Source organism: Kitasatospora purpeofusca, assembly GCF_034043715.1.
Lineage (GTDB): Bacteria > Actinomycetota > Actinomycetes > Streptomycetales > Streptomycetaceae > Kitasatospora > Kitasatospora purpeofusca_A.
The window spans coordinates 25,666-48,848 of sequence record NZ_JAXCLC010000054.1; the positions used below are offsets into that span (position 1 = coordinate 25,666).

The window sequence follows — 23,183 nt, forward strand, 5'->3', positions numbered from 1 at the left end:
CCCGGTAGGAGCGCCGAGACAGGACCGAGCGGGAGTCCGGCCGGCCTCCGGGTCACTGGGGCGGTCTTGTCCGGTCCCACCGGGACGGTCCGGATCGGCGCTCCACCACCCGTTCGAGTCCAACCCCGCCTGGCACGTGGCGCTCCGCCTGGGCGTCCGCTGATCCTGCGCCACCGCACCCGGGCCCCTGTCCGTCCGACGGGGGCCCGGGGCCGCCCGCCGCCCCGCCCGGGATGCCGTCCACCCTCCTGGACCAGCGCCCGGCCAGGAGCGCGCCGGCCACGAGCTGCAACTGGTGGTACATCATCAGCGGCAGTACCAGCAGCCCCGCCTGGGGACCGAAGAGGACGGTCGCCATCGGCAGCCCGCCGGCCAGGCTCTTCTGTGAGCCGCAGAGCACCGCCGCGATTCCGGAGGCGCGATCCAGGCCCAGCAACCGCGCGCCGAGCCGGGCGGTGGCGAGTGTGGCCGCCAGCAGGAACAGCAGGACCGCCAGCAGCCCGAGCAGCGCGATCGGTGTGACGGTGGCCCACACGCCCTGCTCGACCGCGCCGCTGAACGCGGTGTACACGACCAGCAGGATCGATCCCCGGTCGACCGGGGCGAGCGCCCGGCGATGGCGGGCCAGGAAGCCGCCGATCCAGGGGCGCAGCAGCTGCCCCGCCACGAACGGTGCGAGCAACTGGGCGCAGATCCGCAGCAGTCCGTCGGCCGAGAGGGCCGCGCCCGCTCCCAGCAGCCAGGCCGCGAGGAGCGGCGTCAGCAGCAGACCCGCCAGGCTGGAGTAGGTGCCGGCGCAGATCGCGGCCGGGACGTTCCCCCGGGCGACGCCGGTCAGCGCCACCGAGGACTGGACGGTGGACGGCACCAGGCAGAGGAACAGCACGCCGGTCCGCAGCGGTCCGGTGCCCGCGACGGGGGCCACCACCGTCACGGCGAGTCCGAGTACGGGGAACAGGACGAAGGTGCAGGCCAGGACCAGCCCGTGCAGCCGCAGGTGCCGCAACCCGGCGACCGTCTCCCGGGTGGACAGCCGTGCTCCGTACAGGAAGAAGAGCAGCCCCACCGCGAACTCGCAGGCCAGCTCCGCCCCGTGCGCCGCCCGCCCGGAGGCGGGGAGGAGCGCGGCCAGGGCCACCGCTCCGGCCAGCGCGGCCACGTAGGGGTCGAGCGCCCGCCACCACGGCCGCCGCCGTTCACCGCTGCCGGACGGAGGGCGCTGTGCCTCCGGCGGGGGCGGCGCCCGGTGCTGACCGACCGTGGTCATTCCTCGTCCTCCTCCGCTGCCGGGAGCGCGGCGCTGCTTCCGGTGAGGCCCAGCAGGCCGGGCACCACCGAGGTCGGGCCGTCGTGGTCGCTGCCGGCGGACCCGTGCCCGAACAGGAGATCGGCCGTCCGGTCGATCTCGACGATCGAGTCCGCCCCCGAGTTGTCGATCACGGTGAGGAGGCTGCGCGCCCCGACGGCCACCCCCGGGACGGCGCAGCCGAGCAGGGCCCAGGCCGCCAGCGCCAGCCCGACGGCCAGCACCCGGTGGCGGCCCCGGCGCGACACCCACACCAGGGCCGGCACGGCCGGACCGGGAACCCGGAGCGTCACACGCCCACCTCCTCACGAGTCCGGACGCGGGCGATGTTCCGCTCCAGCAGCTCGGTCGACTCGCGTACGCCGATCGGCTGGCTCCCCCCGGCCTCGGCCGGCAGCCGGCCGTCGGCGACCTTGAGACCGGCGAGTGCCTCGTCCATCGCCTGGTGGGCGGCGAACAGGCACGGGGTGCTGTAGATGGCCACGTCCACCCCGAGCGTGCCCAGCTCGGAGAGCGACAGCCGGGGCGACTTGCCGCCGGCGATCTGGTTGAACAGCAGCGGCTTGTCGCCCACCACCCGGCGGATCCTCCGGATCCACTCCTCGCTGCGCACGCCGTCGACCAGCACCACGTCCGCCTCCGTGGCGGCGAGGGCCTCGGCCCGGCGCAGGATGTCGGCCTCCTCGGTGGCGTCCGTGCGGGCGACCACGACCAGATCGGTGCGGGCCGCGAGGACCTGCTCCAGCTTCTCCAGGTACTCGTCGAGGGGGAGGACCTGCTTGCCGTCGGCGTGGCCGCAGCGGCGCGGCCGCTTCTGGTCCTCCAGGATGACGCCCGAGGCGCCGATCCGCTCCAGCCGCCGCACCACGTGGCAGGCCACCTCGGGATCGACGTAGCCGTCGTCGATGTCGACCAGCAGGTGGTGCCGGGGGAAGGCGCCGCGCAGCCGCTCGACGAAGGCGACGATGTCCGGCCAGGCGATGAAGCCGATGTCGGGCAGCCCGTAGTAGGAGGCCGCGAAGCCGAAGCCGGAGACGAACATGCCGTCGTAGTGCTCGGCCGCGATGGAGGCGGAGTACATGTCGTAGACGCCGATGAGCGGCGCCGTACCCGGGGCGGCGATTCGCTCGCGCAGCCGCTGCCCGTAGCCGTCGTGAAGGTTCTCGTGACGCAACGCCATCTCCTCGCCTGTCGGGGATCCGTGCGCGACACGCACGGGGCTTTGCCGAAAGTTGGCCATTCCTATGGCCAACCGAGGCATCATCACTATGCGGGCTTTAATGTTCCGTGGGCAAATCTTTAATGGATGTTCCCTCGTTCGAGTGAGTCCGGTCCGACTTATCGGAATTGTCATTCCATCGGATCTCAATTCATCGATCCGGCTCCTGTCCGACGGCCTCCCCGGCGGTCGGGGCGGTGGCCGGGACAGCGGCCGGGACGACGGGCCGGAGCGGCAGCCGGCCGGCCCGCACGTACCAGTGGCCGCCCGCCCGCAGATGGTCGATCAGCGCGCGCTGGACGGCGGTGTCGCGGGGGAGAGACTCCAGCGGCCGCTCGATGTCGCCGAAGACGAATTTCAGCGGATTGGTGTCCTCGGGCACCGACGGCCGGTCCGGCCGCTCCAGTAGGGAGAACCGCCGCTGGAACCGGACGATGTTCGACTCCGCCGGCAGCCGGTCGGCGAGCTGCGGGTCGAGCAGCCAGGAGAAGATGTGGCAGCTCCGGTACGGCTCCCCGGGGAAGTGCCGGGGGAAGAACGCCCGGGCCCGGTCCAGCGCGCGGTCGCAGGCCGCGGGGGAGAGCGGCCCGCAGTGGTCGGGGATGTGCAGGTGCAGGCTCCACTCGTCGGCGCCACCGGCCCGGGCCGCCGAGGCGTCCGCGCCGATGGGCCGGGCGCGCTGGAACTGGAGGCGGCCGAGCTGGAACAGCTCGCCCCGGAAGTGCAGCGTCAGCCAGCGCGCGTTGCCCAGTCCGGAGCGTCCGCGCCATCGGCTGACCGCGAGCTGTCGGCCGAGGTCGGCCAGCGTCGACCCGGTCACCTCCGCCGGTATGCCGAGCGCCCGGTGGTACGCCCGGGCGAGCGGCGCCAGCGCGACGAACAGCAGGGTGCCGAGGCCCTCGCCGCCGGCCGTTCCGGCGGCCCAGTCACGGTCAAGCCCGGCCGGCTGTCCGAGCGTTCCCACCGCCTCGGCCTGCGTGCGCAGCATCTCCTCGAAGAAGGTCCGCAGCCCCCGGTCGCGGGCCAGCCGGGTCCGGGCCGCCAGCAGGCCGTTCACCTCCTCGAACGGCACCGCGAGCCCCAGCAGTGCCTCGACCAGGTCCTCGTCCGACGGAAGCTGCGGGAGCTGCGGGAGTTGCAGGGGCTGCCGGAGTTCGGGGGGCGGCGGGAGTCGAGCGGGCCGAGCGGGACCGGCGGACTCGGTGACGTGCGGCGGGTGCGGCGGCTGCGATGGCTGCGGCAGATCGGGCGTTCTCGACGGCACTTCGGAGCCCTCCACGGTGCGGCGTCCGGCCCGCCCGGCCGACGGACCCGACCGGGCGACCCTACCGGCGGCCCGGCCACGCAGTCAGGCCGCGCAGTCAGGCCGCGCGTTCAGACCGTACGGCCCGGCCGCGCCGCGCCCGCCGTCCGGGCGGCTGCGCCGCTGCGCCCGCTACGCCCCCGGCCTCCGCCACGTCCTCAACGCGCCCAGCACCCGCCGGACCGACCGGGTGGCGACCGGCGGCAGCAGGTCGAGCAGCAGCCGGCGCGCGCCCGAGCGCGGGGCCGCCGGGCGGACCGCGTTGTTGAGCCGCAGCACCGGCGCGCCGGCGATGGTGTCCTCGTCCACCGTGAACCCCTCCGCCCGCCAGTCGCGCGCCAGCAGTGCCCGCCGGACCGGCTCCGGATCGCCCCACGTCCCGTAGAACTTCATCGGCGTCAGCAGCACCGGCCGCAGCCCGCCGGTGAACACCGCCTGCCAGACCGCCGCCGACACCCCGGGCGTGTGCTCCGAGCGGTAGTCGTCCAGCACCACCAGACCGTTCCCGGACAGCGCCCGCCGCGTCACCTCGATGTCCCCGGCCACGTGCTCGTAGAGGTGGGAGGCGTCGATGTGGACGAAGCGGCAGCTGCCGTCCGGGACCCGGCCGTCGGCCAGCACCGAGGTCGGCGCCTGCACGATGGTCGGCAGCTCCGGATGGAACGCGAGGTAGTTCGCCTCGAAGCCGCTCCTGGTGAGCGAGGCCCGGTAGGACATCGTCATCTCGGCGGCGTTGTCGTCGTCGCCCGCCTCCGAGTCGAACAGGTCGCAGACCGTCAGGCGCTCGCCCGGCCGCAGGTGGTCGCCGAGCAGGACGGCGCTGCGCCCCAGGTAGCTGCCCAGTTCGAGGATGTCGCCGGTGGTGCCGGCCGCGCTCTGGGCGGTGAGGAGGTGCCCGAACGCCTCCTGGTCCAGCCGGAAGAACCAGCCGGGGATGTCCTCCCGGCGCGCGGCGGGCCGGGGTGCGCCCGGGCCGGGGCCGGTCGTGGACCGGACGGCGCCGGCGGTGTGGGCGGTGTCCGTGGCGTCGGCGGTGTCGGCACTGGGCACGGCGGTCTCCCTCGGGTGCGGACGGCGCGGGTCGGGGACCGGCCCGTGACCTTGCCACTCGCGGCGGCGCCGGGGTTCCGGACGGACCGGCCGCGGGGTGGCGGTCATCATAGCCACGCGTCGCGCCGACGGGATCCCCTCGGGGAACGACGCGTCCGGTGGCCCGATCAGGGGTTCGGCAGACCGCGCTGCAGTTCGGCGATCGTCTCGGCCAGCCAGGCCCGCTCCGCCGCGCCGGAGGCCCGGGCGACCAGCAGGATGCCGCGCCGGAACGGATTGGGTTCCCGCTCGGCGGTGACCGGGAGCCCCTCGGAGTCGTAGAAGAAGCTGCTCGGTGCCTCCAGGAAGGCGAGCCGCCGCCCGAGAACGGCGGCCTGCCGGGCCGGGTCGGCCAGGCGGTCCAGGAAGGTGGCGACGGTGAAGAAGCGGATCTGGTCGGAGATCTCGACCTCCGTCGGCTCGGCCAGCCGCCGTTCCAGCTCGGCGCGCCCCTCGGCGGTCAGCTCCAGGACCTGCCGGGGGGCGGCCCCGGCGCCCGGCTCGGTGCGTCGCAGCAGCAGTCCGGCCTTCTCCAGCCGGGTGATCGCGGGGTAGAGCGCGCCGTCGCTGACCGGCCGGACATGGCCGGTCAGGCCGGTGATCAGGGCCTTCAACTGGTAGCCGTGCAGCGGCTCGTCGTACAGGAAGCCGAGGATCGCGAGCGTCAGCACGGTCGGGGGCCCTCCGTCGTCGTGGTGTTCCGGCGGCTTGGCGCCGTCGCGGTGGTGGTCCGGACCGGCGGTCGGCAGCCCGTGGCCGCGCGTTCCGTGACGGCGCCACGATACCTCTTGTCGATGTGCATCGATTCGATGTATCTCTATTCGAGGTCATCGGGACCGAGGATCGACGGGGACAGCGGAGGAAGCATGCGGGGGCACCTGCCACGGCTCGTGGCACTGGCGGGACCGGTCTACGGGGAACTGCTCTCGGGGGTGGTCGCCTCGGTCGTCGGCGCCTACTGGGTGGCCGGGCTGGGCGCACCGGCGGTGGCCGCCGTCACCCTGGCCGGCACCGTGGAGAACCTGCTGCTCGGCCTGGTCCTGGTGGTCGCGTCCGGCACCACCGTGCGGCTCGCGCACGCCCACGGCGCCGGGGACCGGGCCGGGGCCGGGCGCGTCGCCCGGGCCGCGTGGCGGCTCTGCGCGCTCGGCAGCCTCCTGATCGCCGTCCCCGGCTTCCTGGCCCGGGAGCGGATCGCCGCCGCCTTCCTGGACGGCGAGGCCGCCGCGCTCGCCGGCGACTGGTTCACCGTGGCGTTCCCGGCCTTCGCCCTGTTCTTCGCCCAGCGGATCGCCGACGAGCTGTTCAAGGGCGTCGGCGACACCCGGACACCGCTGCGGACGGCCCTGCTCGGCAATGCCCTGCTGCTCGTCCTGGACCCGCTGCTGATCCTCGGGCCCGGCCCGTTCCCGGCGCTCGGCGTGACCGGCGCCGCGCTGGCGCTGACCGCCTCCCGCACGGTCGCCCTCGCCGCCACCGCCCTGCTCCGCCGCCGCCATCGGCTGCCGGCCCCGGCGGGCGGGATGCTCGCGGAGGGGCGCGCGATCGCCGTGACCGGCGCGCCGTTCGGCCTGGACTTCACCGCCCGGATGGGCGTCGGGACCGTCCAGCTCGGACTGGTCGCGGCCTTCGGAGTGTCGGCGGTGGCCGGGTACGGGGTGGGCTACCGCGTCCTGCTGATCGTCACCATGGCCTTCTACGCCGTCCGGCAGGCCGCCGCCATCGAGGCGGCCCGGTTGACCGGCGAGGCCCGGCGGGCCGGTGTCGACCCCGCCGCAGTCGTCCGCTCCCTCGCCCGTGACACCGCCAGGCTGGCCGGGGCGCTCGGTGCGGGCGCGGCCCTGCTCTGCGTGGCGGGCGCGCGACCGGTGACCGCGCTGTTCACCGACGACCCGGCGGTGGCCGGGGAGGCCGTCGGCTTCCTCCGGATGGCCGGCCTCTACCTGCTGCCCTACGCGCTGGTGGTCGCCCTCGGCGGAGTGCGGCAGGTAGCCGGCGGGGGACGGCGGCCGGTGGTCGCGGTGCTGCTCGGTCTCACCGCCCAGCTCGCCTCCGGCGCGGCTCTGTCGGGCCCGTTCGGCGTCCGCGGCCTGTGGGCCGGTATGACGATCGGCGCGCTGGTCCAACTCGCCCTGCTCCTGCTCCCGGTGTCCCGCCGTCGGGCCGGGGCCACCGGGGACGGACCGGGTGGGAGAGAGCCTGAGGAGGCGTCAGAAATTCGGTTGATCGAGCGGAACGCGCCTGCTTAAGCTGCGTACGATCGAATTCCGAAGTCCGGAGCGTGCGCTATGGAGTTGAGCTGTACCCGGCGCCCTGGGGCGGGCGCCGCCGCCGGGCCCGGAGGCCCCACCGCCGCCCTGGTGGCCGCCCTGCTCCGGCCATTTCGCGCCCGTCGGGGCACGTTCTGAACCGACATCCTGAACCGACGCATCCAGAATCGACGACCTGAACCGACGACCGACCTTGGCGGAGCATCAGCGACGCCGGCAACCTCCTGGCGGTGACTCTGATGGAGACGCAGGGCCTCGTGTCGATGACCGACGAGGCGCAGGTGCATTGGAAGGCACTGGGGGACACGACTCGGCGGCCGGCCGTTGTCCTGCTCCACGGTGGCCCCGGGCTGCCGGACTATCTGGGCCGTATCGCCCCCATGGTCGCGGACCTCGCGCCCGTGTACCGGTACGACCAGCGCGGCACGGGCCGATCCGCGTGGCGGGGCCGCCATTCGCTCGCCCGGCATGTCGAGGATCTCGCCGAACTCCTCGACGCGTGGGAGCTGTCCGAGGCCGTGCTGATCGGCCACTCCTACGGCACCGGCCTGGCGAGCCGGTTCTGTCTGCGGCACTCCGACCGGGTGCGCGCCGTGCTGCTGATGTGCGGGCCGTTCGTCGGGGACTGGCGGACCGAGGAGCGAGCGGAACGCGGTCGCCGGATGTCGGCGGTCCAGCAGCAGCGGCTCCAGGAGTTGGAGGAGTTGCCGCGGCGCACGGAGGAGCAGGAGGTCGAGCTGCTCACCTTGGCATGGTTCACCGACCACTCCGATCCCGGACGCGGGTGGCGCTGGGCGGCCGAGGAAGCCCGGCGGCGTCGACCGGTCAACTGGTCCATGAACGCCGACCTCGGTACGGAGGGACGCGCCGACCCGCTCGACGGGCACCTGGCCGAACTGCGCGCACGGCTGCCCGTGCGGGCGGAGCTCCTCGGTGGAGTCGACGATCCCCGCCCCGTGTCGGCACTTGAGTCGCTCGCGATCCGGCTGGCTCTTCCACTGACCCGGATCGAGGGTGCGGGGCACGAGCCTTGGCTGGAGCGGCCCGACGAAGTGCGTGCGCACCTGCGGCGATTCGTGCGGGCCGCCGTGGGCGCATAGGGCTTCAACGCTCAGTGTCCCGGAGTGCGGGTGCGGGTGCGGGTGCGGGTTCGGGGCCGGGTGCGGGTGCGGCGGGTCGATGGGCCGTCGGGAGGCGGGAGGCGGGTGGCGAGGAGTATGCCGGTGGCGCCTGCGGCGGCCAGGGTGATCAGCGCCGGGGTGAGGGCTTCGGCCGGTGGGCGGCCGGCGGCAAGGGTGGTCGCGGCGGCCACGCCCAGGGCGGGGCCGATGTTCATCGCGGTCTGCTGGAGCCCGCCTGCGACGCCGGCTGCCCCGAGTGGCGCGGCGCGGACGACCGCCGTCGTCGCGGTGGCCATCACCGCCCCGAAACCGGCGCCCAGCAGCAGGAACGCCGCGCTCGTCATGAGCACCGGGGTGTCCGGCCGGAACCCCGAGGCCACGAGGGTTCCCAGGGTGAGCGAGGACATCCCCGCCACCACCGTCCGGCGCGGGCCGTGACGTCGGCTCAGGGCCGCCGAGGCGGGAGCGGCCACCACCATCGCCAGCGCGAGCGGCAGTGCCCGGACCGCACAGGCGAGCGGGTCGAGGGTCAGTACGTCCTGGAGGAAGTAGGTGACGAGGAACAGCGTGCCGAACAGGGCCGCCGAGGCGGTGAGCAGGACGCCCAGCGCGGGGGCCACCGTCGGTGCCCGGAGGACGGCGGGCGGCAGCAACGGGTGCCGGGTCCGCCGTTCGTGGCGGAGGAAGGCCGTGCCGAGCGCCGTCGCGGTCGCCAGCCCGAGCCAGACCGCCGGGGACGGGCCGTGCTCGGGCACTCCGGCCAGCGTGAACACCAGCGCGGCCAGCGCGCCGCCCAGCAGCACGGCGCCCGGCAGGTCCAGCCCGGCACCAGGCGTCGGCGCGGCGGTGCCCGCGCCGCCGGCCACCTCGGCGCCGGTTCCCTTGGTGCCGGCCACCGCACCGTCGGCCCTCTCGGCGCCGGTCTCCTCGGCCGACGGGGGCAGTCGGACCAGCAGCGCCGAGACCCCGGCGACCGCCGCGGGGACGACCGTGAGGAAGAAGACCGACCGCCAGCCCAGTTGGGCGGTCAGGGCTCCGCCGACCAGGGGTCCGGCGGCGGCCGAGAGTCCGATCGCGCTGGTGCGCCAGGCGATCGGCCGGGCCAGCAGTTCGGCCGGGTAGACGGCCCGGAGCAGCCCGAGGGTGGCGGGCTGGAGCAGTGCGCCCGCCACGCCCTGGAGGACGCGCAGGCCGATCATCCAGCCGATGCCGGGGGCGAGGCCGATGCCCGCGGAGGTGGCGCCGAAGCCGATCGCGCCGATCGCGAAGACCCGGCGGTGGCCGAACCGGTCACCGAGCCGGCCGGCGAACACGAGCAGGGCGGCCACGGTGACCAGATAGGCGGTGCTGGTCCACTGCACGGCGGCGAGGGAGGTGTTCAGGTCGCGGCGGAGGCTGGGTTGGGCGACGGTGAGCACCGTGCCGTCGAGGGCGACGACGGCGGCACCGAGGACGCTGCCGACGAGGGTGAGGCGCCGGGCGCGGGCGGGCGTCACCCGGCATCCCGGCCGAGGTGGGCGTCGAGGGTGGCGCGGAGGACCGGTTCGACGCTGTCGCCGCCGGTGGCGAGGCGGAGACTGCCCCAGGCGCGGAGTTGGGCGAGGCCGTGCAGATTGGCCCAGAGCGCCGCCGCCACCACGGTGGGCGGCGGCCCGTCCCCGGCCCCGTCGCTCTCCCCGTCCCCATTCCTGCCCCCGCCGGGCGGCCGGATCGCGGCGACCAGGCGGGTGACGGCCTCGAAGAGGGGGAGGGAGGTGCGGCGCAGCTCCGCGCCGCTGCCCTCCAGCACGTCGTGCCGGAACATCAGCTCGAACATGCCCGGCCGCTCGGCCGCGAAGGCGAGGTAGCCGCAGGCGAGTTCGTCGAGCCGGGCCCGGGCCGCAGAGGCAGAGGCAGAGGCAGAAGTGGGGGCAGAGATGGGGGACGGAGCGGCGGGGCCCGGTGCGTCGAGGCCCAGCGTGGTGGCCAGCTCGTGGAAGCCGTGCCCGGCGATGGCGGCGAGCAGTTCGGCGTGGGTGGCGAAGTACCTGCGCGGGGCGCCGTGCGAGACCCCGGCCTGGCGGGCGATCTCGCGCAGGGTGAGGGCGTGGACGCCCTCGAGCGCGAGCAGTTCCACTCCGGCCGCGACCAGGCGGGCACGCAGGCCGACGGCCTTGTCCTGTTCGGTCATGGGGATCTGTCTATCAAGATCGAGTAGACACTGTCTACTCGCGCTCCCGTCCGGGCCGGAGGCACAATCGCGGCATGGACGAGGGCGGCGAGCCGGCCTGCTGGCTGGACCGGGTGTGCGAGGACTGCGGACGGGTGCGCGAACGGTCGGGCCCCGGCCCCTGTGAGCACTGCGGCAGCGGCGCGGACGCGGACGCGGACGCGGACGCGGGTGAGGACGAGAACGAGGCGGACAACGAGAACCCCCGGGCGGATCACCCGAGGAGGTGAGCCGCCCGGGGGCGGGGGAGCCAGTGGTGCCGTGGCCGCCGGGGCACCGGCATGCGGACGCCGGGCGTCCCCGGGTCAGCGTGACAACCCGTCCAGAGCCTGACCGGGGCCCGGTTCCAGCGCCACCTCGGTGTCCGGGGAGTCCTCCACCGGTTCCGCCCCCGCCGGTTCCGCACCCGCGGCCTTCGCAGGCAACACTGCTCCGGGCCCGGCCGCAGCCCCGCCCGCAGTCCCGCCCGCCCGCGCCTCCGGCGCCCAGGCGCGCCGCCGCCGCGCGACCACCGCGCCCAGCCGCTCGACGGCGGGCTGGGTGTACCGGGCGGCCAGTGGCCCGGTGACCACCAGGATCAGCACGTACGCCGTGGCCAGCGGCCCGAGCCCGGGCTCGATGCCGGCCGTCACGGCCAGCCCGGCGATGACGATCGAGAACTCGCCCCGGGACACCAGCGCCCCGCCGGCCCGCCACCGTCCACGGGTGGCGATCCCCGCCCGCCGGGCCGCCCAGTAGCCGGTCGCCACCTTGGTGACGGCGGTGACGGCGGCCAGCAGCAGTGCCGGCAGCAGGACCGGCGGGATGCTGGTCGGATCGGTGCTGAGGCCGAAGAACACGAAGAACACCGCCGCGAAGAGGTCGCGCAGCGGGCTCAGCAGGGTGTGCGCACCCTCGGCGGCCTCCCCGGAGAGCGCGATGCCGACCAGGAACGCGCCGACCGCCGCCGACACCTGGAGCTGCTGCGCGATGCCGGCGACCAGCAGCGTCAGCCCCAGCACCACCAGCAGCAGCTTCTCCGGGTCGTCGTGCGAGACGAAACGGGAGATCAGCCGGCCGTAGCGGAGCGCGACGAACAGCACCGCTCCCGCCGTGGCGAGCGCGATGGCGAGGGTGATCGAGCCGGCGACCAGTCCGGCCCCGGCCAGGAGGGCGGTGAGGATCGGCAGGTAGACCGCCATCGAGAGGTCCTCCAGCACCAGGATGCTGAGGATCACCGGGGTCTCCCGGTTGCCCAGCCGTCCGAGGTCGCCGAGCACCTTGGCGATGACGCCCGAGGAGGAGATCCAGGTGACGCCCGCCAGCACCACGGCCGCCACCGGGCCCCAGCCGAGCAGCAGCGCGGCGACCGCGCCGGGTGTCGCGTTGAGCAGGAAGTCGACCGCGCCGGCCGGGTACTGGGCTTTCAGGTTGGTGACCAGGTCGGCTGCGGTGTACTCCAGACCCAGCATCAGCAGCAGCAGGACGACGCCGATCTCGGCGCCGGTCGCCACGAACTCCTCGCTGGCGCTCAGCGGCAGCAGCCCGCCGGTGCCGAAGGCGAGGCCGCCGAGGAGGTAGAGCGGGATCGGCGAGAAGCCGTACCGGCCGGCGATCCGGCCGAGCAGGCCGAGGACGAGGATGACCGAGCCGAGCTCGATGAAGACGGTGGCGGTGTGCACCCCCCGATCACCCCCGCTCCAGGATCGCCGCCGCCGCGTCCACACCCTCGCGGGTGCCGATCACGATGAGCGTGTCCCCGCCGGCCAGCCGGAAGTCCGGCGGGGGCGAGGGGACGGCGCCGGTGCGCCGCAGTACGGCGACGATCGAGGCGCCGGTCTCGGTGCGCATCCGGGTCTCGCCGAGCAGTCGCCCGTTCCAGTGCGAGGTGCCGTCGACCGGGAGCCGCTCGGCGACCAGGCCGAGGTCGGTGGTGTGCAGCAGGGCCGGGCTGTGGTGGGTCGGGGTCAGGGCGTCGACCAGGGCGGCGGACTCCTCGGCGGTCAGCCGGAAGGCCTGTGAGCAGGCGTCGGGGTCGTCGGAGCGGTAGACGTTGAGGCTGCGTGAGCCGTCGCGGTGGGCGATCACCGACAGGTGCCGCTGTTCTCGGGTGGTGAGGTCGTACTGGACGCCGACACCGGGCAGCGGAGTGGTCCGGACACGGGCGATCGACACGGCGGCTGTCCTCTCGTCAGGGGGGTTCCCTCGGTGGTGCGCGGGCGCGGACACGGGCGCGCCGGGGCAGGGGAACACCGGCGCCTGACCGCGTACGGGACGCGAACGCGCAACCGGATCAATAGTAATGAGTATGTAAAGTCCGAAAATGTGGCCAGGCCCGTGCGGGCGCCGGAGGGCGCGCGCACGGGCCTGCTACGGACCAGGTGACTGCGTGACGGTCCGCGGTTCTGGAGCTCGGGGGGTCCGACGCCGTGGGTCTACTGCGGCGGCCGGTCGTCCCGCAGCTGGTCCTTGATCTTGTCCTGCGCCGTGTCGACGTGGCCGCTGTACTTGCCCTGCGTCCGCTCGTCGGCCAGGTCGCCGGCTTTGTCCACACCCCTCTCGGCCTGGTCCTCATGGCCCTTGAGCAGGCCCTTCAGCTTATCCAACATGGACATCTGGTCACACTCCCGGAAGAGACGGCCCCACCTCCTCCAGCATCGCCGCAGACCGGCGTGGCCGCATCCGGTCAGGTTTCGCGCCGGGGTTGGCAAGACGTCCGGGAGCATGTCAAATCGGGAGATCCACAGACCGTCGGAAGGACTCACGTTGAACGTTCGCACCGGTCGCCCGGCCACCGCACTCCGCTCGAAGGCCGCCCCCACGCGCAGGGCGGCGGGCGCCGCGCTGGCGGTCGCGGCGCTGGTGACCCCGCTGCTGCTGGTCGGCGCCGGCAGCGCCGCCGCCGACGCGGACCCGGCCCGCAACGGCGCGAAGCTGGCGGCCCGGCTGATCGCGGGCAGTGACGCCGACGACGCCTTCGGGACCCTGGAGGCGTTCCAGCGGTTCGCCGACCGCAACGGCGGCACCCGGGTGGCCGGCGCCCGGGGCCACGAGCAGTCCGCCCAGTACGTCTACGACCAGGCCCGCCGGGCCGGGTTGAAGGTCTCCAAGCAGGAGTTCGAGTACACCTTCTTCCAGGCCCTCTCCGAGCGGTTCGCCGTCGTCTCCCCGCAGGCCGAGACGGTGCCGTTGAAGGCCATGACGTACTCCCTCAGCGGCCCGGCGGGGGGCATCACCGCCGAGCTCGCGGTCGTGCCGGTGGACGACACCACCGGCTGCGAGGCGTCCGACTACGCGGCCGGCGCCTTCACCGGCAAGGTCGCGCTGATCAAGCGCGGCGGGTGCAGCTTCGCGGTCAAGCAGGCGGCCGCGGCGGCCGCGGGCGCGGCCGCCGCCGTCGTGTACAACAACACCGACGCCGAGCTCAGCGGCACGCTGGGGGAGCCGGACGCCGGGCGGCTCCCGGTCGGCAGCACCAGCAAGGCGGCCGGCGAGGCCCTCGCCGCCAAGGCCGCCGCCGGGCCGGTCACCGTCAGCCTGGACCTGCGCACCTTCATGGAGAAGCGCAAGACCTGGAACGTGCTGGCGGAGACCCCCGGTGGGGACCCGAACAACACCGTCGTGGTCGGCTCCCACCTCGACTCGGTGGTCGAGGGGCCCGGCATCAACGACAACGGCTCCGGTTCGGCCGGCATCCTCGAGGTCGCCAAGAACCTCGGCACCCGGCCGGTCAAGAACAAGGTGCGGTTCGCCTGGTGGTCCGCCGAGGAGTTCGGCCTCAAGGGCTCCGAGGCGTACGTGAACTCGCTCTCCGAGGCCGAGAAGAAGAAGATCCGGCTCTACCTCAACTTCGACATGATCGCCTCGCCCAACTCGGCCCAGTTCGTCTACGACGGCGACGACTCCGACCACGTCGGCGCGGGTCCGGGCCCGGTGGGCTCCGCCCAGATCGAGCGCCTGATCACGGACTTCCTCGACGACTGGAGCGTCCCGCACGAGGGCACCGACTTCACCGGCCGCTCCGACTACGGGCCGTTCATCGAGGCGGGCATCCCGGCCGGCGGCACCGACACCGGCGCCGAGGTGATCAAGAGCGCCGCCCAGGCGGCGACGTACGGCGGCACCGCCGGGGTCGCGTTCGACAAGTGCTACCACAAGGCCTGCGACAACCTGGACAACCTGGACCTCGCCGCCTTCGATCTCAACATCGACGCCATCGCCAACGCCGTCGGCCGCTACGCGTGGGACCTCTCCTCGCTGACCGCGCCCGTCGCGCCGAAGCAGACCGAGGGCCAGGTGGGCAGCGGCGGCGGCCTCCAGGAGAGCCACGCCCACGAGGTCGCGGCCTGACCTGGGCCCGACCTGGGCCTGATCCGGGCCCGACCTCGGCCCCATCCGGGCCCGACCCGACCCGGCCCGCCCCGGCTCCGGCCCCGCCCCCCGCTTTCTCGGGGAGGCGGGGCCGAACGCCTGTCGGAATCCCGCCGGGACGCCCGCCGGGGCCGGGCGATCGGGGGTCCGCCGGGTGTGCGGAGCGGTGGCCTGACACCATGGACGGCGAGAGCACGACACCGCGACACCCTCGGAGGAATCAGCACCATGAGCAGTACGCACTACGACGTCGTCGTTCTCGGGGCCGGTCCCGGCGGGTACACCGCGGCGGTCCGCGCCTCCCAGCTCGGCCTGAAGACCGCCGTCGTGGAGTCGAAGTACTGGGGCGGGGTCTGCCTGAACGTCGGCTGCATCCCGTCGAAGGCCCTGCTGCGCAACGCGGAACTCGCGCACATCTTCACCAAGGAGGCCAAGACCTTCGGCATCAAGGTCGAGGGGAAGGTCACCTTCGACTACAGCGAGGCGTTCAAGCGCAGCCGCACCGTCGCCGACGGCCGCGTCAAGGGCGTCCACTACCTGATGAAGAAGAACGGCATCACGGAGTACGACGGCCGCGGCACCTTCGTCGACGACCACACCCTCCAGGTCGCCCTGAACGGCGGCGGCTTCGAGGTCGTCACCTTCGACCACTGCGTCATCGCCGCCGGTGCCAGCACCCGGCTGCTGCCCGGTACCGCTCTGAGCGACCGCGTGGTCACCTACGAGGAGCAGATCCTCACCGAGGACCTGCCGGGCAGCATCGTCATCGCGGGTGCCGGCGCGATCGGCGTCGAGTTCGCCTATGTGCTGCACAACTACGGTGTGCAGGTCACCATCGTGGAGTTCCTCGACCGGATGGTGCCGCTGGAGGACGCGGACGTCTCCGCCGAGCTGGCCAAGCAGTACCGCAAGCTCGGGATCCAGGTGCTCACCTCGACCCGGGTGGACTCGATCGACGACAAGGACCCGGCCGCCAAGGTCAAGGTCACCGTCACCGCCAAGGACGGGCAGCAGCAGGTGCTGGAGGCGGACAAGGTCCTCCAGGCGATCGGCTTCGCGCCGCGCGTCCACGGCTACGGCCTGGAGAACACGGGCGTCGAGCTCACCGAGCGGGGCGCGATCGCGGTCGACGGCCGGGGCCGGACCAACGTCCCGCACATCTTCGCCATCGGTGACGTCACCGCCAAGCTGATGCTGGCGCACGCCGCCGAGTCGATGGCCGTGATCGCCGCCGAGACCATCGCCGACGTGGAGACCATGGAGCTGGACTTCGCGATGATCCCGCGCGCGACCTACTGCCAGCCGCAGATCGCGAGCTTCGGCTACACCGAGGCGCAGGCCCGCGAGCTCGGCTACGACGTCAAGGTCTCCAAGTTCCCGTTCACCGCCAACGGCAAGGCGCACGGCCTCGGCCACCCGGTCGGCTTCGTCAAGGTCATCAGCGACGGCACCCACGGCGAGCTGCTCGGCGCCCACCTGATCGGCCCCGAGGTCACCGAGCTGCTGCCGGAGCTGACGCTGGCCCAGCAGTGGGACCTCACCGTGCACGAGGTCGCCCGCAACGTGCACGCGCACCCGACGCTGGGCGAGGCGGTCAAGGAGGCGATCCACGGGCTGGCCGGTCACATGATCAACATGTGATCAGCCCGTTGGGCGACCGGGTCCGCCCGGCGGGGACTACCCCCCCGCCGGGCGGGCCCGTCGCGTTTTCGCACGGCCCGGCCGGGCCCGGCCCGGTGCGCCCGGGTCGCGCCGGAGGTGGCCGGCGCACGGCCCGGCCCGCGGCGGTCAGAGCGCCGGGGACGGCGGCCGCTCGAAGAAGGACTCCAGCACCACGGTGGCCTGGGTCCCGTTGACGCCCTCGATCGCGTAGAGCCGGCGCAGCACGTCCTGGAGCTGCTCGGTCGTCGGCGTCCGCACCTTGACCAGCACCGACGCGGCGCCGGCGATGATGTGGGCCTCCTCGATCTCGGGGATCGCGGCGAACGCCCCGGCCGAATCGCCCATCCACGCGGACGAGTCGACCATCACGAAGGCCAGCACCCCGAGGCCGAGCGCCTTCGGGTCGACCTCCACCGTCGTGCGGCGCAGGACGCCGCGCTCACGCAGCTTGCGCACCCGCTCGTGGGCGGCGGCGGTGGAGAGTCCCACGGCGCGGCCGAGTGCCGCGTACGCCTGGCCCGCGTCCTGCTGGAGCAACGCCACCAGGGCCCGGTCGGTGCCGTCCAGATTTTCGATCGCCATGGCAGAACCATACCTGGTTCTGTCATACTCATGATCATCAGAACCATATTCGGCCGTTTGCGATGGGACATGAATGATGTCTGGTCAAATTGAGTACGGACTGTACGAGATCCTGGACGACCGTTTCCGCCCCTGCACCTACGGGGACTCCCGGCTCGAGCAGCTGCACGGGGACTGCCGCTGGGCCGAGGGCCCGCTCTACGTGCCCGCCTGGCGGCAGCTGATCTGGAGCGACATCCCCAACGACCGGATCCTGCGCTGGGACGAGTCCACCGGGGCGGTCGGTGTCCTCCGGCCGGTGGCCGGGCACAGCAACGGCAACACCCTCGACCGCGAGGGCCGCCTGATCACCTGTGAGCAGGGAAACCGCCAGGTCACCCGCACCGAGCACGACGGCACGGTCACCGTCCTCGCGAGCCACTACCGGGGCAAGCGGCTCAACTCGCCCAACGACGCGGTGGTCCGCTCGGACGGCGCGATCTGGTTCTCCGACCCGGACTTCGGTATCACCAGCGACTACGAGGGCCATGTCGCCGAGAGCGAGATCGGCGCCTGCAACCTCTACCGGATCGACCCGGACAGCGGCGAGGTCCAGCTCGCCGCCGACGGCTTCCGCGGCCCCAACGGCGTCCTGCTCTCCCACGACGAGCAGCGCCTCTACGTCTCCGACAGCCGCGCCGGGCACATCCGTGCCTTCGACATCCGCGAGGACGGCACCCTGGCCGGGGGCGACGTCCACATCGAGGGCAGCGGCAGCCGCTTCGACAACATCCGCTTCGACCGCGACGGCCGGCTCTGGGCGGCGGCGTTCGAGAACGGCATCCACTGCTACGCCGAGGACGGCACCCTCATCGGCCGCATCCTCGTCCCCGAACCCGTCTCCAACCTCACCTTCGGCGGCCCCAAGAACAACCGCCTCTTCATCACCGCCACCACCTCGCTGTACTCGCTGGTGACCTCGATGAGCGGCACCCACCGGGTCCCCCGCCACGCCTGACGCGCCGCCGGTGACACGGCAGCCGGTGACACGGCCGCCGGTCACGCGGCCCCGGTGCGACGTGCCGCGTCGCACCGGGCCGTCGTCATGTCGCGTCGCACCGGGTCGCCGTTGTGCCGTCCCCGTCGAGCTGCCGTCCCCGTCGAGGTGCCGCCCCCGTCAAGGTGCCGTCAGGACGGGGCAGGTCCGCGTACGCCCCGCGTCAAGGGCCGGTGCGGACGCCCGCCCGTGGGGTGGACTGGATCTGCGAGCGGGACCGACCGAGGCCCCCGCCGCGACCGGAAGGACGGCGACCCGCCATGACCGAGTTCCAGGTGATCTCCGACGACCCCCGCGACCGCCGGCTGTCCGGTGCCGCCGAGGAGGCCCTGCTGCGCCGACTGCTGCACGGCACCGTGTTCGCCCCCCGGTCCGACGCGGCCGCCACCACGGCGGCGGACCGCGAAGCCGGGGAACGCCGGGCGAGTTCCGCGCACTGCCGCCACGCGATGCACTACGAGGACTGACCACCCGTCGGCCGGCCCACCGCGCCGCCGACCCCGTCCGTCCCCTTCCGCCCTGTTCCGACCAGGAGCACCGTGTGACGAGCATCCTCCGCACTCCCCAGCCCTCCCCGGGCCCCGAATCCCCTCGATCCGCTCAGCCCCCTCGATCCGCTCAGGCCTCCCGATCCGCTCGGTCGCCCCGGACCGCCCGGCCGCTGCCCGCCGCCGACCCCGGCCCGCTCGGCAGTCCGTGGCCCGCCTCCGCCCGTCCCGGGCCGAACGGGGACCTGCTGATCGGCGGCGTCGGACTGGCCGAGGCCGCCGACCGCTTCGGCACCCCGCTCTACGTCCTCGACGAGCAGGAGTTCCGCTCCCGCGCCCGGGCCTTCCGCCGCGCCCTGCCGAAGGCCGAGGTCTTCTACGCCGCCAAGGCGTTCCTGTGCGGCGCGGTGGCGGACTGGGCCGCCGACGAGGGACTCGGCCTCGACGTCTGCTCGGCCGGCGAACTCCGCCTGGCCACGGCCGCCGGCTTCCCGCCCGAGCGCATCCTGCTGCACGGCAATGCCAAGACCCCCGAGGAACTGCGCCTCGCCCGCCGCCTGCGGGTCGGCCGGATCGTCGTCGACGGCGCCGCCGAGATCCCCCGGCTGGCCGCCCTGACCGTCGCGGACGCCCCGCAGCGGGTGCTGGTCCGGGTCCTGCCGGGGGTGGCCGCCGGGCACCACCGCGCGGTGCGGACCGGCGTCGACGGGCAGAAGTTCGGCTTCCGGATCGCCGGAGGGGACGCCGCCGACGCGGTCGCCCGGATCCTCGGCCAGCCCGGCCTGCGGCTCACCGGCCTGCACTGCCACCTGGGCTCCCAGATCACCGAGGCCGGACCCTACCTCGCCGCCGTCGACCGGCTGGTCGGACTCCTCGCCGAGATCCGCGACCGGCACGGCGTAGAACTGCCCGAACTCGACCTCGGCGGCGGGTACGGCGTCCGCTACCTCGCCGGGGACGCGGAGCTGGACCCGGACCGCTTCGCCGCCGAGCTCACCGCCCGCCTCGCCGCCCGCTGCGCCGAACACGGCCTCGCCGTGCCCGGGCTGCTGGTCGAGCCCGGCCGGGCGATCGCGGCTCCGGCCGGGGTGGCGCTCTACCGCGTCCTGTCGGTCAAGCGCGGCACGGACGGACGGGCCTTCGCGGCCGTGGACGGCGGCATGAGCGACAACCCGCGCCCCGCGCTCTACGGCTCCGCCTACCAGGTGCGGACGGTCGGGCGGCCCACCGACGGTCCGACCGCGACCTTCGACGTGGTCGGCCGGCACTGCGAGGCCGGTGACGTCCTGGTGCGCGGCGCCACGCTGCCGGCCGGCCTGCGCCCGGGGGACCTCCTGGCCGTTCCGGCCGCCGGCGCCTACCAGCTCTCGATGGCCTCCGGCTACAACCTGGTCGGCCGGCCGCCGGTCGCCGCCGTGCGGGACGGGCGGCTGCGCCTGCTGATCCGGCGGGAGACCGTCGAGGACCTCCGCGCCCGCGAGGTCGGCCGCTGACCCCTGGACACCCGAGCTGTCAACGCTGGTCGAGGTGGCGGCCGCAGGTGACCTGTCTCACTGAGGTTTGACGGGTCTCATCGGAGTTTGACCGTTCGGGATTCGTCTCATCGGACTTTGACGTCGCAGGTCAGATACGGTGCGTACATGACTGAGGGCCTTCCTCCCGACGTGGCTGACGTGCTCGGCGACCTCCTTGACGGCGATGATCCGGTTCACCTGGCGCTCCGTGCCCAAGTACCCCATCTGCAAGTGAGAGAGCGCTGTACGTGCGGGTGTGGCACGACCTACTTCGAGCTCGATGCGGCCTCGGTTCAACCGGCACCGTCCGGGCCGAGCACGGTGGTGGCCGCCGACGCCCAGATCTACACCGAGAACGGCGACTGCCCGGGCGAAGTCCTGGTCTTCGTCGAGGCCGGCTACCTCTCCTGGCTTGAGGTCTGCTCCTGGAGCGACGACACCGAGGTCACGCCGGCCCTGGCCCAGAGGACGCTGCGCCGTTGACGCCGGGGTTCCTGGCACCTGTGCTCGAATGCTGTTACGCACGATCTCCGAGGTGAGGGGATTCGAGGGCGTGAGTTGGATGGAGGGAGTGCGGGTGACTGGTCAGACCGTGAAGATCGCGGCGCTCTGCGAGTGCGGCCACATGGCGGTGCAGCAGGTGAATCAGTTCATCAACCGCGGCGAGTTGTGGTGGGATGCCGAGTTCTCCTGTGACAGCTGCGGCTCCTACCGGTGCGAGCATGCCGGGCCGGGGACGGCGCCGGACGATGAGTGGCGACAAGCGTTGCTGGCAGCGAATGGAGCCGCCAGACTGCGGCTGGTCAGGCCGGTGCCCAGTCTCGTGCAGGCCATGAAGGTCTTCCGTGACGTCTCGGGCGTCTCGTTGCCGCAGGCCCGGGGACTCGTCGAGCAGCTGAGCAGCGACGGTGTGGTGGGCACCCTGGCGGAGATGGAGTTCTTGAAGACACGGCTGCAGCTTCGCGGTATCCCGGTAGACGTCGACAGGTAGCGGAGCCCGGGAACCGCTCGGTCAAACTTCGTTGAGACTGATCGAACTTCGATGAGACGGGTCAGCAGGAATCCTGGATCCGAAGGGTGGCAGCCACGGGCATCGAGCTGATGCACGACTCCACGTCCTCGCCGACGGCGCGGGGCCCGTCTCCTGGATTCCGGCGGTCCCGCCGGAGGGAGCCGGGAGACAGGCCCCGCGGGCGGAGGGTCAGCCGACCGGCCAGCCGTCCACGGTGGTGACGGTGCGGTGATAGGGGCCGTCCGGGCCGGTGCTGCGGTAGTCCTCGGTGGAGGTGCCGGTGCGGACGGTGGTGTCGCCGTCGTGGCGGTGGGCGGTCGGGCGCAGGGTGTGGTCGACGGTGCTGCGTTCGGTCACCCGGGCGCCGGTGGCCGTGGTCGCCTCGCGGTGTTGGCCGAGGTCCATGGCGGTGGTCTGGTCGGTGTTGCCGGCCGCGTCCTCGGTGTACCGGTAGGTGACGTCGAGCGGCTGGCTCTCGTGGACCGTGCTGGTGCGCCGGGGGCCGGAGCCCCAGGTGGCGGTGGTACGGGTGAGGTCGGTGCGGTTGCGCAGGGTCAGGTCGTTGCCGTTGGAGCGGAAGCGCTGGGTGGAGTCGAACACGAGGTCGTCGCGGACCTCGGTGGTGACCCGGCCGTGCGAGGTCTGGAGCCAGCCCCGGGCGAGGTCGTGCCGGGCGGCGGTGACCGTCCAGTCGCCGCTGCCGCCGCCGTGGTCGCTGAGGGTGGTGGCGGTCGCGGCCTCCGGGGCGACCCGGTAGTCGGTCAGCTGTCCGGTGGTGCGGGCGGCGGCGCGGTCGACCTCGGCGAAGAGGTTGACCTGGCCGCTCCAGAGGTCGTTGCTGCGGGCCTCGGCGGCGTTCACGGCGATCCCCACCCGGTGCGGGCGGCCGTCCACCAGCAGCCCGGCGTACGGGGTGAGGTCCAGCCGGTAGGCGGGCAGGTCGAAGGCGAAGACGCCCGGTGTGGGGCGCCACAGCAGCGGGTCCCAGCCGCCGGTGTAGATGACGGGGTAGGGCCAGACCGCGCCGACCACCCGTCCGTCGACGCTGAGCCGCAGCTCGCGGAACGGGCCCTGGCCGCAGGCGCCGGTCCCCGGGTTGGCGCGGGCGAACTCCTCGGGGGCGGAGGCGTAGGCGAACTCCTCGCAGGCGCCGCCGCCGCGCGCGTACACCTCGGCGGTCAGGCGCTCCAGGTTGGGCGGGAAGGTCAGGTCGGTGCCGGCGCTCGGCGTCGCCCGGTCGAGTCCGAAGGGCCCGGTGGTGAGCAGCCGGTCGGCGGTCCTGGCGGCGGGGTGGCGGGCGGAGGTGGTGTAGAAGGTCAGGCTCGCGGAGATCCGGAACACGCCGGTGTAGGTGTCGTCCGTGACGTTGGCGAGGTCGAGCGCGAAGGGCTGCGGCCCGGCGGCGAACAGCGGCGCGTAGCGGGTGACATCGCGTTCGAGCGCCCACTCGATGCCGTCCTTGGACGGCTCGGGGGTGGAGGAGAGCAGGACCTGTACGCCGCCGACCCGGACGGTGAACAGCCGGTCGAACTGCCGCCCGGCGACCTGCCCGTGCAGGTCGAGCACGACCGCGGACCAGGGGCCGGCGCAGTCGGCGGGCGGGGCGACGGTGGTGGTGTAGGGCGTGTCCGGCGGGTTCCCGTAGCCGTTGCGGAACGGCTGGTCGCGCATCACGTCGACGGTGCAGGAGCGGGTGTCGGGCCGGGTGAGCGGCTTCGCCGCGGTGAACGGGTCGTGGTAGTCGGTGCCGAAGTCGGCGTGCGCCGGTCCGGCGGCCGTCAGCGCCCCGGCCAGGGCGAGGAGGACGGCGCCGGCCAGTCGGCCGGCTCGTCGGATCAGTGGATGGACGGCCAAGGGGGGCCCTCTCCCGGCCGACCGGAGGGTGGGGCGAGGACGGTCGGCGCGTAGCTCGTCGGACGGTTCCGGCATCCTCCCGAGCATGGCATGCAAGCGTCAAGCGGTCCGTGCCCGGAGTCGAGGGGCGTTCGGGGACGGGGAGTGCCCGGGCAGGGTCCGGGCGGG

Annotated in this window: 23 protein-coding genes; 10 read left to right on the top strand and 13 right to left on the bottom strand. The window is 73.6% G+C overall.

Annotated features, from left to right (window positions below; translation table 11 throughout):
• Nucleotides 1–52: 52 nt before the first annotated feature.
• The 6 genes from SM793_RS25180 to SM793_RS25205 all read right to left on the bottom strand — a co-directional run bounded on the left by SM793_RS25180 (nucleotide 53) and on the right by SM793_RS25205 (nucleotide 5,588).
• Entirely contained in the window at nucleotides 53–1,267 is a 1,215-nt protein-coding gene (locus tag SM793_RS25180) for a bile acid:sodium symporter family protein (protein WP_320440573.1), read from the bottom strand.
• The gene (locus tag SM793_RS25185; RefSeq protein WP_320440574.1) at nucleotides 1,264–1,599 is read right to left on the bottom strand and encodes a hypothetical protein; all 336 of its coding nucleotides are present in this window, start codon (nucleotides 1,597–1,599) and stop codon (nucleotides 1,264–1,266) included. The genes SM793_RS25180 and SM793_RS25185 overlap by 4 nt, the downstream gene beginning before the upstream one ends.
• Nucleotides 1,596–2,486 (bottom strand): isocitrate lyase/PEP mutase family protein, encoded by an 891-nt coding sequence (locus SM793_RS25190; RefSeq protein WP_320440575.1) that lies wholly within the window; start codon nucleotides 2,484–2,486, stop codon nucleotides 1,596–1,598. The genes SM793_RS25185 and SM793_RS25190 overlap by 4 nt, the downstream gene beginning before the upstream one ends.
• 190 nt (nucleotides 2,487–2,676) lie before the next feature.
• A complete protein-coding gene (locus SM793_RS25195) occupies nucleotides 2,677–3,789 on the bottom strand; it encodes an acyltransferase domain-containing protein (protein WP_320440576.1) in 1,113 nt (370 codons plus the stop codon).
• A 171-nt stretch (nucleotides 3,790–3,960) separates the two neighbouring features.
• Nucleotides 3,961–4,878 carry a class I SAM-dependent methyltransferase gene (locus tag SM793_RS25200; protein WP_413816030.1) on the bottom strand — a complete coding sequence of 306 codons (918 nt, stop codon included), beginning with the start codon at nucleotides 4,876–4,878 and terminating at the stop codon, nucleotides 3,961–3,963.
• Between the two features lie 167 nt (nucleotides 4,879–5,045).
• Nucleotides 5,046–5,588 carry a PadR family transcriptional regulator gene (locus SM793_RS25205; RefSeq protein ID WP_320440577.1) on the bottom strand — a complete coding sequence of 181 codons (543 nt, stop codon included), beginning with the start codon at nucleotides 5,586–5,588 and terminating at the stop codon, nucleotides 5,046–5,048.
• Nucleotides 5,589–5,783: 195 nt separating this feature from the next.
• Here SM793_RS25205 and SM793_RS25210 point away from each other — a divergent pair, with 195 nt between their 5' ends.
• A complete protein-coding gene (locus tag SM793_RS25210) occupies nucleotides 5,784–7,166 on the top strand; it encodes an MATE family efflux transporter (protein WP_320440578.1) in 1,383 nt (460 codons plus the stop codon).
• A gap of 260 nt (nucleotides 7,167–7,426) precedes the next feature.
• Nucleotides 7,427–8,287, top strand: coding sequence for an alpha/beta hydrolase (locus SM793_RS25215; RefSeq protein ID WP_320440597.1), 861 nt, complete (start codon nucleotides 7,427–7,429; stop codon nucleotides 8,285–8,287).
• Nucleotides 8,288–8,298: 11 nt separating this feature from the next.
• Here the strand turns inward: SM793_RS25215 and SM793_RS25220 are convergent, their stop codons facing one another.
• Together SM793_RS25220 and SM793_RS25225 are read right to left on the bottom strand one after the other, a co-directional pair.
• Nucleotides 8,299–9,804: an MFS transporter gene (locus tag SM793_RS25220; RefSeq protein WP_320440579.1), complete on the bottom strand. Its 1,506-nt coding sequence runs from the start codon at nucleotides 9,802–9,804 to the stop codon at nucleotides 8,299–8,301.
• Nucleotides 9,801–10,478 (bottom strand): TetR/AcrR family transcriptional regulator, encoded by a 678-nt coding sequence (locus tag SM793_RS25225; RefSeq protein WP_320440580.1) that lies wholly within the window; start codon nucleotides 10,476–10,478, stop codon nucleotides 9,801–9,803. Before SM793_RS25225 ends, SM793_RS25220 begins: the two co-directional genes overlap by 4 nt.
• Before the next feature lie 74 nt (nucleotides 10,479–10,552).
• Between SM793_RS25225 and SM793_RS25230 the strand changes: the two genes are divergently transcribed.
• Nucleotides 10,553–10,747 (top strand): hypothetical protein, encoded by a 195-nt coding sequence (locus SM793_RS25230; RefSeq protein ID WP_320440581.1) that lies wholly within the window; start codon nucleotides 10,553–10,555, stop codon nucleotides 10,745–10,747.
• A 75-nt stretch (nucleotides 10,748–10,822) separates the two neighbouring features.
• Here the strand turns inward: SM793_RS25230 and SM793_RS25235 are convergent, their stop codons facing one another.
• The 3 genes from SM793_RS25235 to SM793_RS25245 form a co-directional block, all read right to left on the bottom strand.
• Nucleotides 10,823–12,178: a cation:proton antiporter gene (locus SM793_RS25235; protein WP_320440582.1), complete on the bottom strand. Its 1,356-nt coding sequence runs from the start codon at nucleotides 12,176–12,178 to the stop codon at nucleotides 10,823–10,825.
• Between the two features lie 7 nt (nucleotides 12,179–12,185).
• Nucleotides 12,186–12,671 carry a cation:proton antiporter regulatory subunit gene (locus SM793_RS25240; RefSeq protein ID WP_320440583.1) on the bottom strand — a complete coding sequence of 162 codons (486 nt, stop codon included), beginning with the start codon at nucleotides 12,669–12,671 and terminating at the stop codon, nucleotides 12,186–12,188.
• A 260-nt stretch (nucleotides 12,672–12,931) separates the two neighbouring features.
• On the bottom strand, nucleotides 12,932–13,111 hold the full coding sequence (locus SM793_RS25245) for an antitoxin (protein WP_320440584.1): 180 nt from the start codon (nucleotides 13,109–13,111) through the stop codon (nucleotides 12,932–12,934).
• Between the two features lie 109 nt (nucleotides 13,112–13,220).
• Between SM793_RS25245 and SM793_RS25250 the strand changes: the two genes are divergently transcribed.
• Together SM793_RS25250 and lpdA are read left to right on the top strand one after the other, a co-directional pair.
• The gene (locus SM793_RS25250) at nucleotides 13,221–14,846 is read left to right on the top strand and encodes a M28 family metallopeptidase (protein ID WP_413816031.1); all 1,626 of its coding nucleotides are present in this window, start codon (nucleotides 13,221–13,223) and stop codon (nucleotides 14,844–14,846) included.
• A gap of 249 nt (nucleotides 14,847–15,095) precedes the next feature.
• Nucleotides 15,096–16,508: a dihydrolipoyl dehydrogenase gene (lpdA, locus tag SM793_RS25255; RefSeq protein ID WP_320440585.1), complete on the top strand. Its 1,413-nt coding sequence runs from the start codon at nucleotides 15,096–15,098 to the stop codon at nucleotides 16,506–16,508.
• A gap of 147 nt (nucleotides 16,509–16,655) precedes the next feature.
• Here lpdA and SM793_RS25260 read toward each other — a convergent pair whose 3' ends face one another.
• A complete protein-coding gene (locus SM793_RS25260; protein ID WP_320440599.1) occupies nucleotides 16,656–17,096 on the bottom strand; it encodes an Lrp/AsnC family transcriptional regulator in 441 nt (146 codons plus the stop codon).
• A gap of 91 nt (nucleotides 17,097–17,187) precedes the next feature.
• Here SM793_RS25260 and SM793_RS25265 point away from each other — a divergent pair, with 91 nt between their 5' ends.
• From SM793_RS25265 to SM793_RS25285, 5 genes are all read left to right on the top strand, one after another.
• Nucleotides 17,188–18,108 (top strand): SMP-30/gluconolactonase/LRE family protein, encoded by a 921-nt coding sequence (locus SM793_RS25265; protein ID WP_320440586.1) that lies wholly within the window; start codon nucleotides 17,188–17,190, stop codon nucleotides 18,106–18,108.
• A 299-nt stretch (nucleotides 18,109–18,407) separates the two neighbouring features.
• Complete coding sequence (locus SM793_RS25270; RefSeq protein ID WP_320440587.1) at nucleotides 18,408–18,614, top strand: hypothetical protein; 207 nt, start codon at nucleotides 18,408–18,410, stop codon at nucleotides 18,612–18,614.
• Between the two features lie 74 nt (nucleotides 18,615–18,688).
• Complete coding sequence (lysA, locus tag SM793_RS25275; protein WP_413816032.1) at nucleotides 18,689–20,128, top strand: diaminopimelate decarboxylase; 1,440 nt, start codon at nucleotides 18,689–18,691, stop codon at nucleotides 20,126–20,128.
• 147 nt (nucleotides 20,129–20,275) lie between these two features.
• Entirely contained in the window at nucleotides 20,276–20,632 is a 357-nt protein-coding gene (locus SM793_RS25280; protein ID WP_320440588.1) for a hypothetical protein, read from the top strand.
• Between the two features lie 94 nt (nucleotides 20,633–20,726).
• Entirely contained in the window at nucleotides 20,727–21,140 is a 414-nt protein-coding gene (locus tag SM793_RS25285) for a hypothetical protein (RefSeq protein ID WP_320440589.1), read from the top strand.
• A gap of 210 nt (nucleotides 21,141–21,350) precedes the next feature.
• On the opposite strand, the gene SM793_RS25290 is transcribed toward SM793_RS25285, so the two are convergent.
• Nucleotides 21,351–23,015, bottom strand: a complete 1,665-nt coding sequence (locus SM793_RS25290; protein WP_320440590.1) for a peptide-N4-asparagine amidase — start codon at nucleotides 23,013–23,015, stop codon at nucleotides 21,351–21,353.
• Nucleotides 23,016–23,183 lie beyond the last annotated feature (168 nt).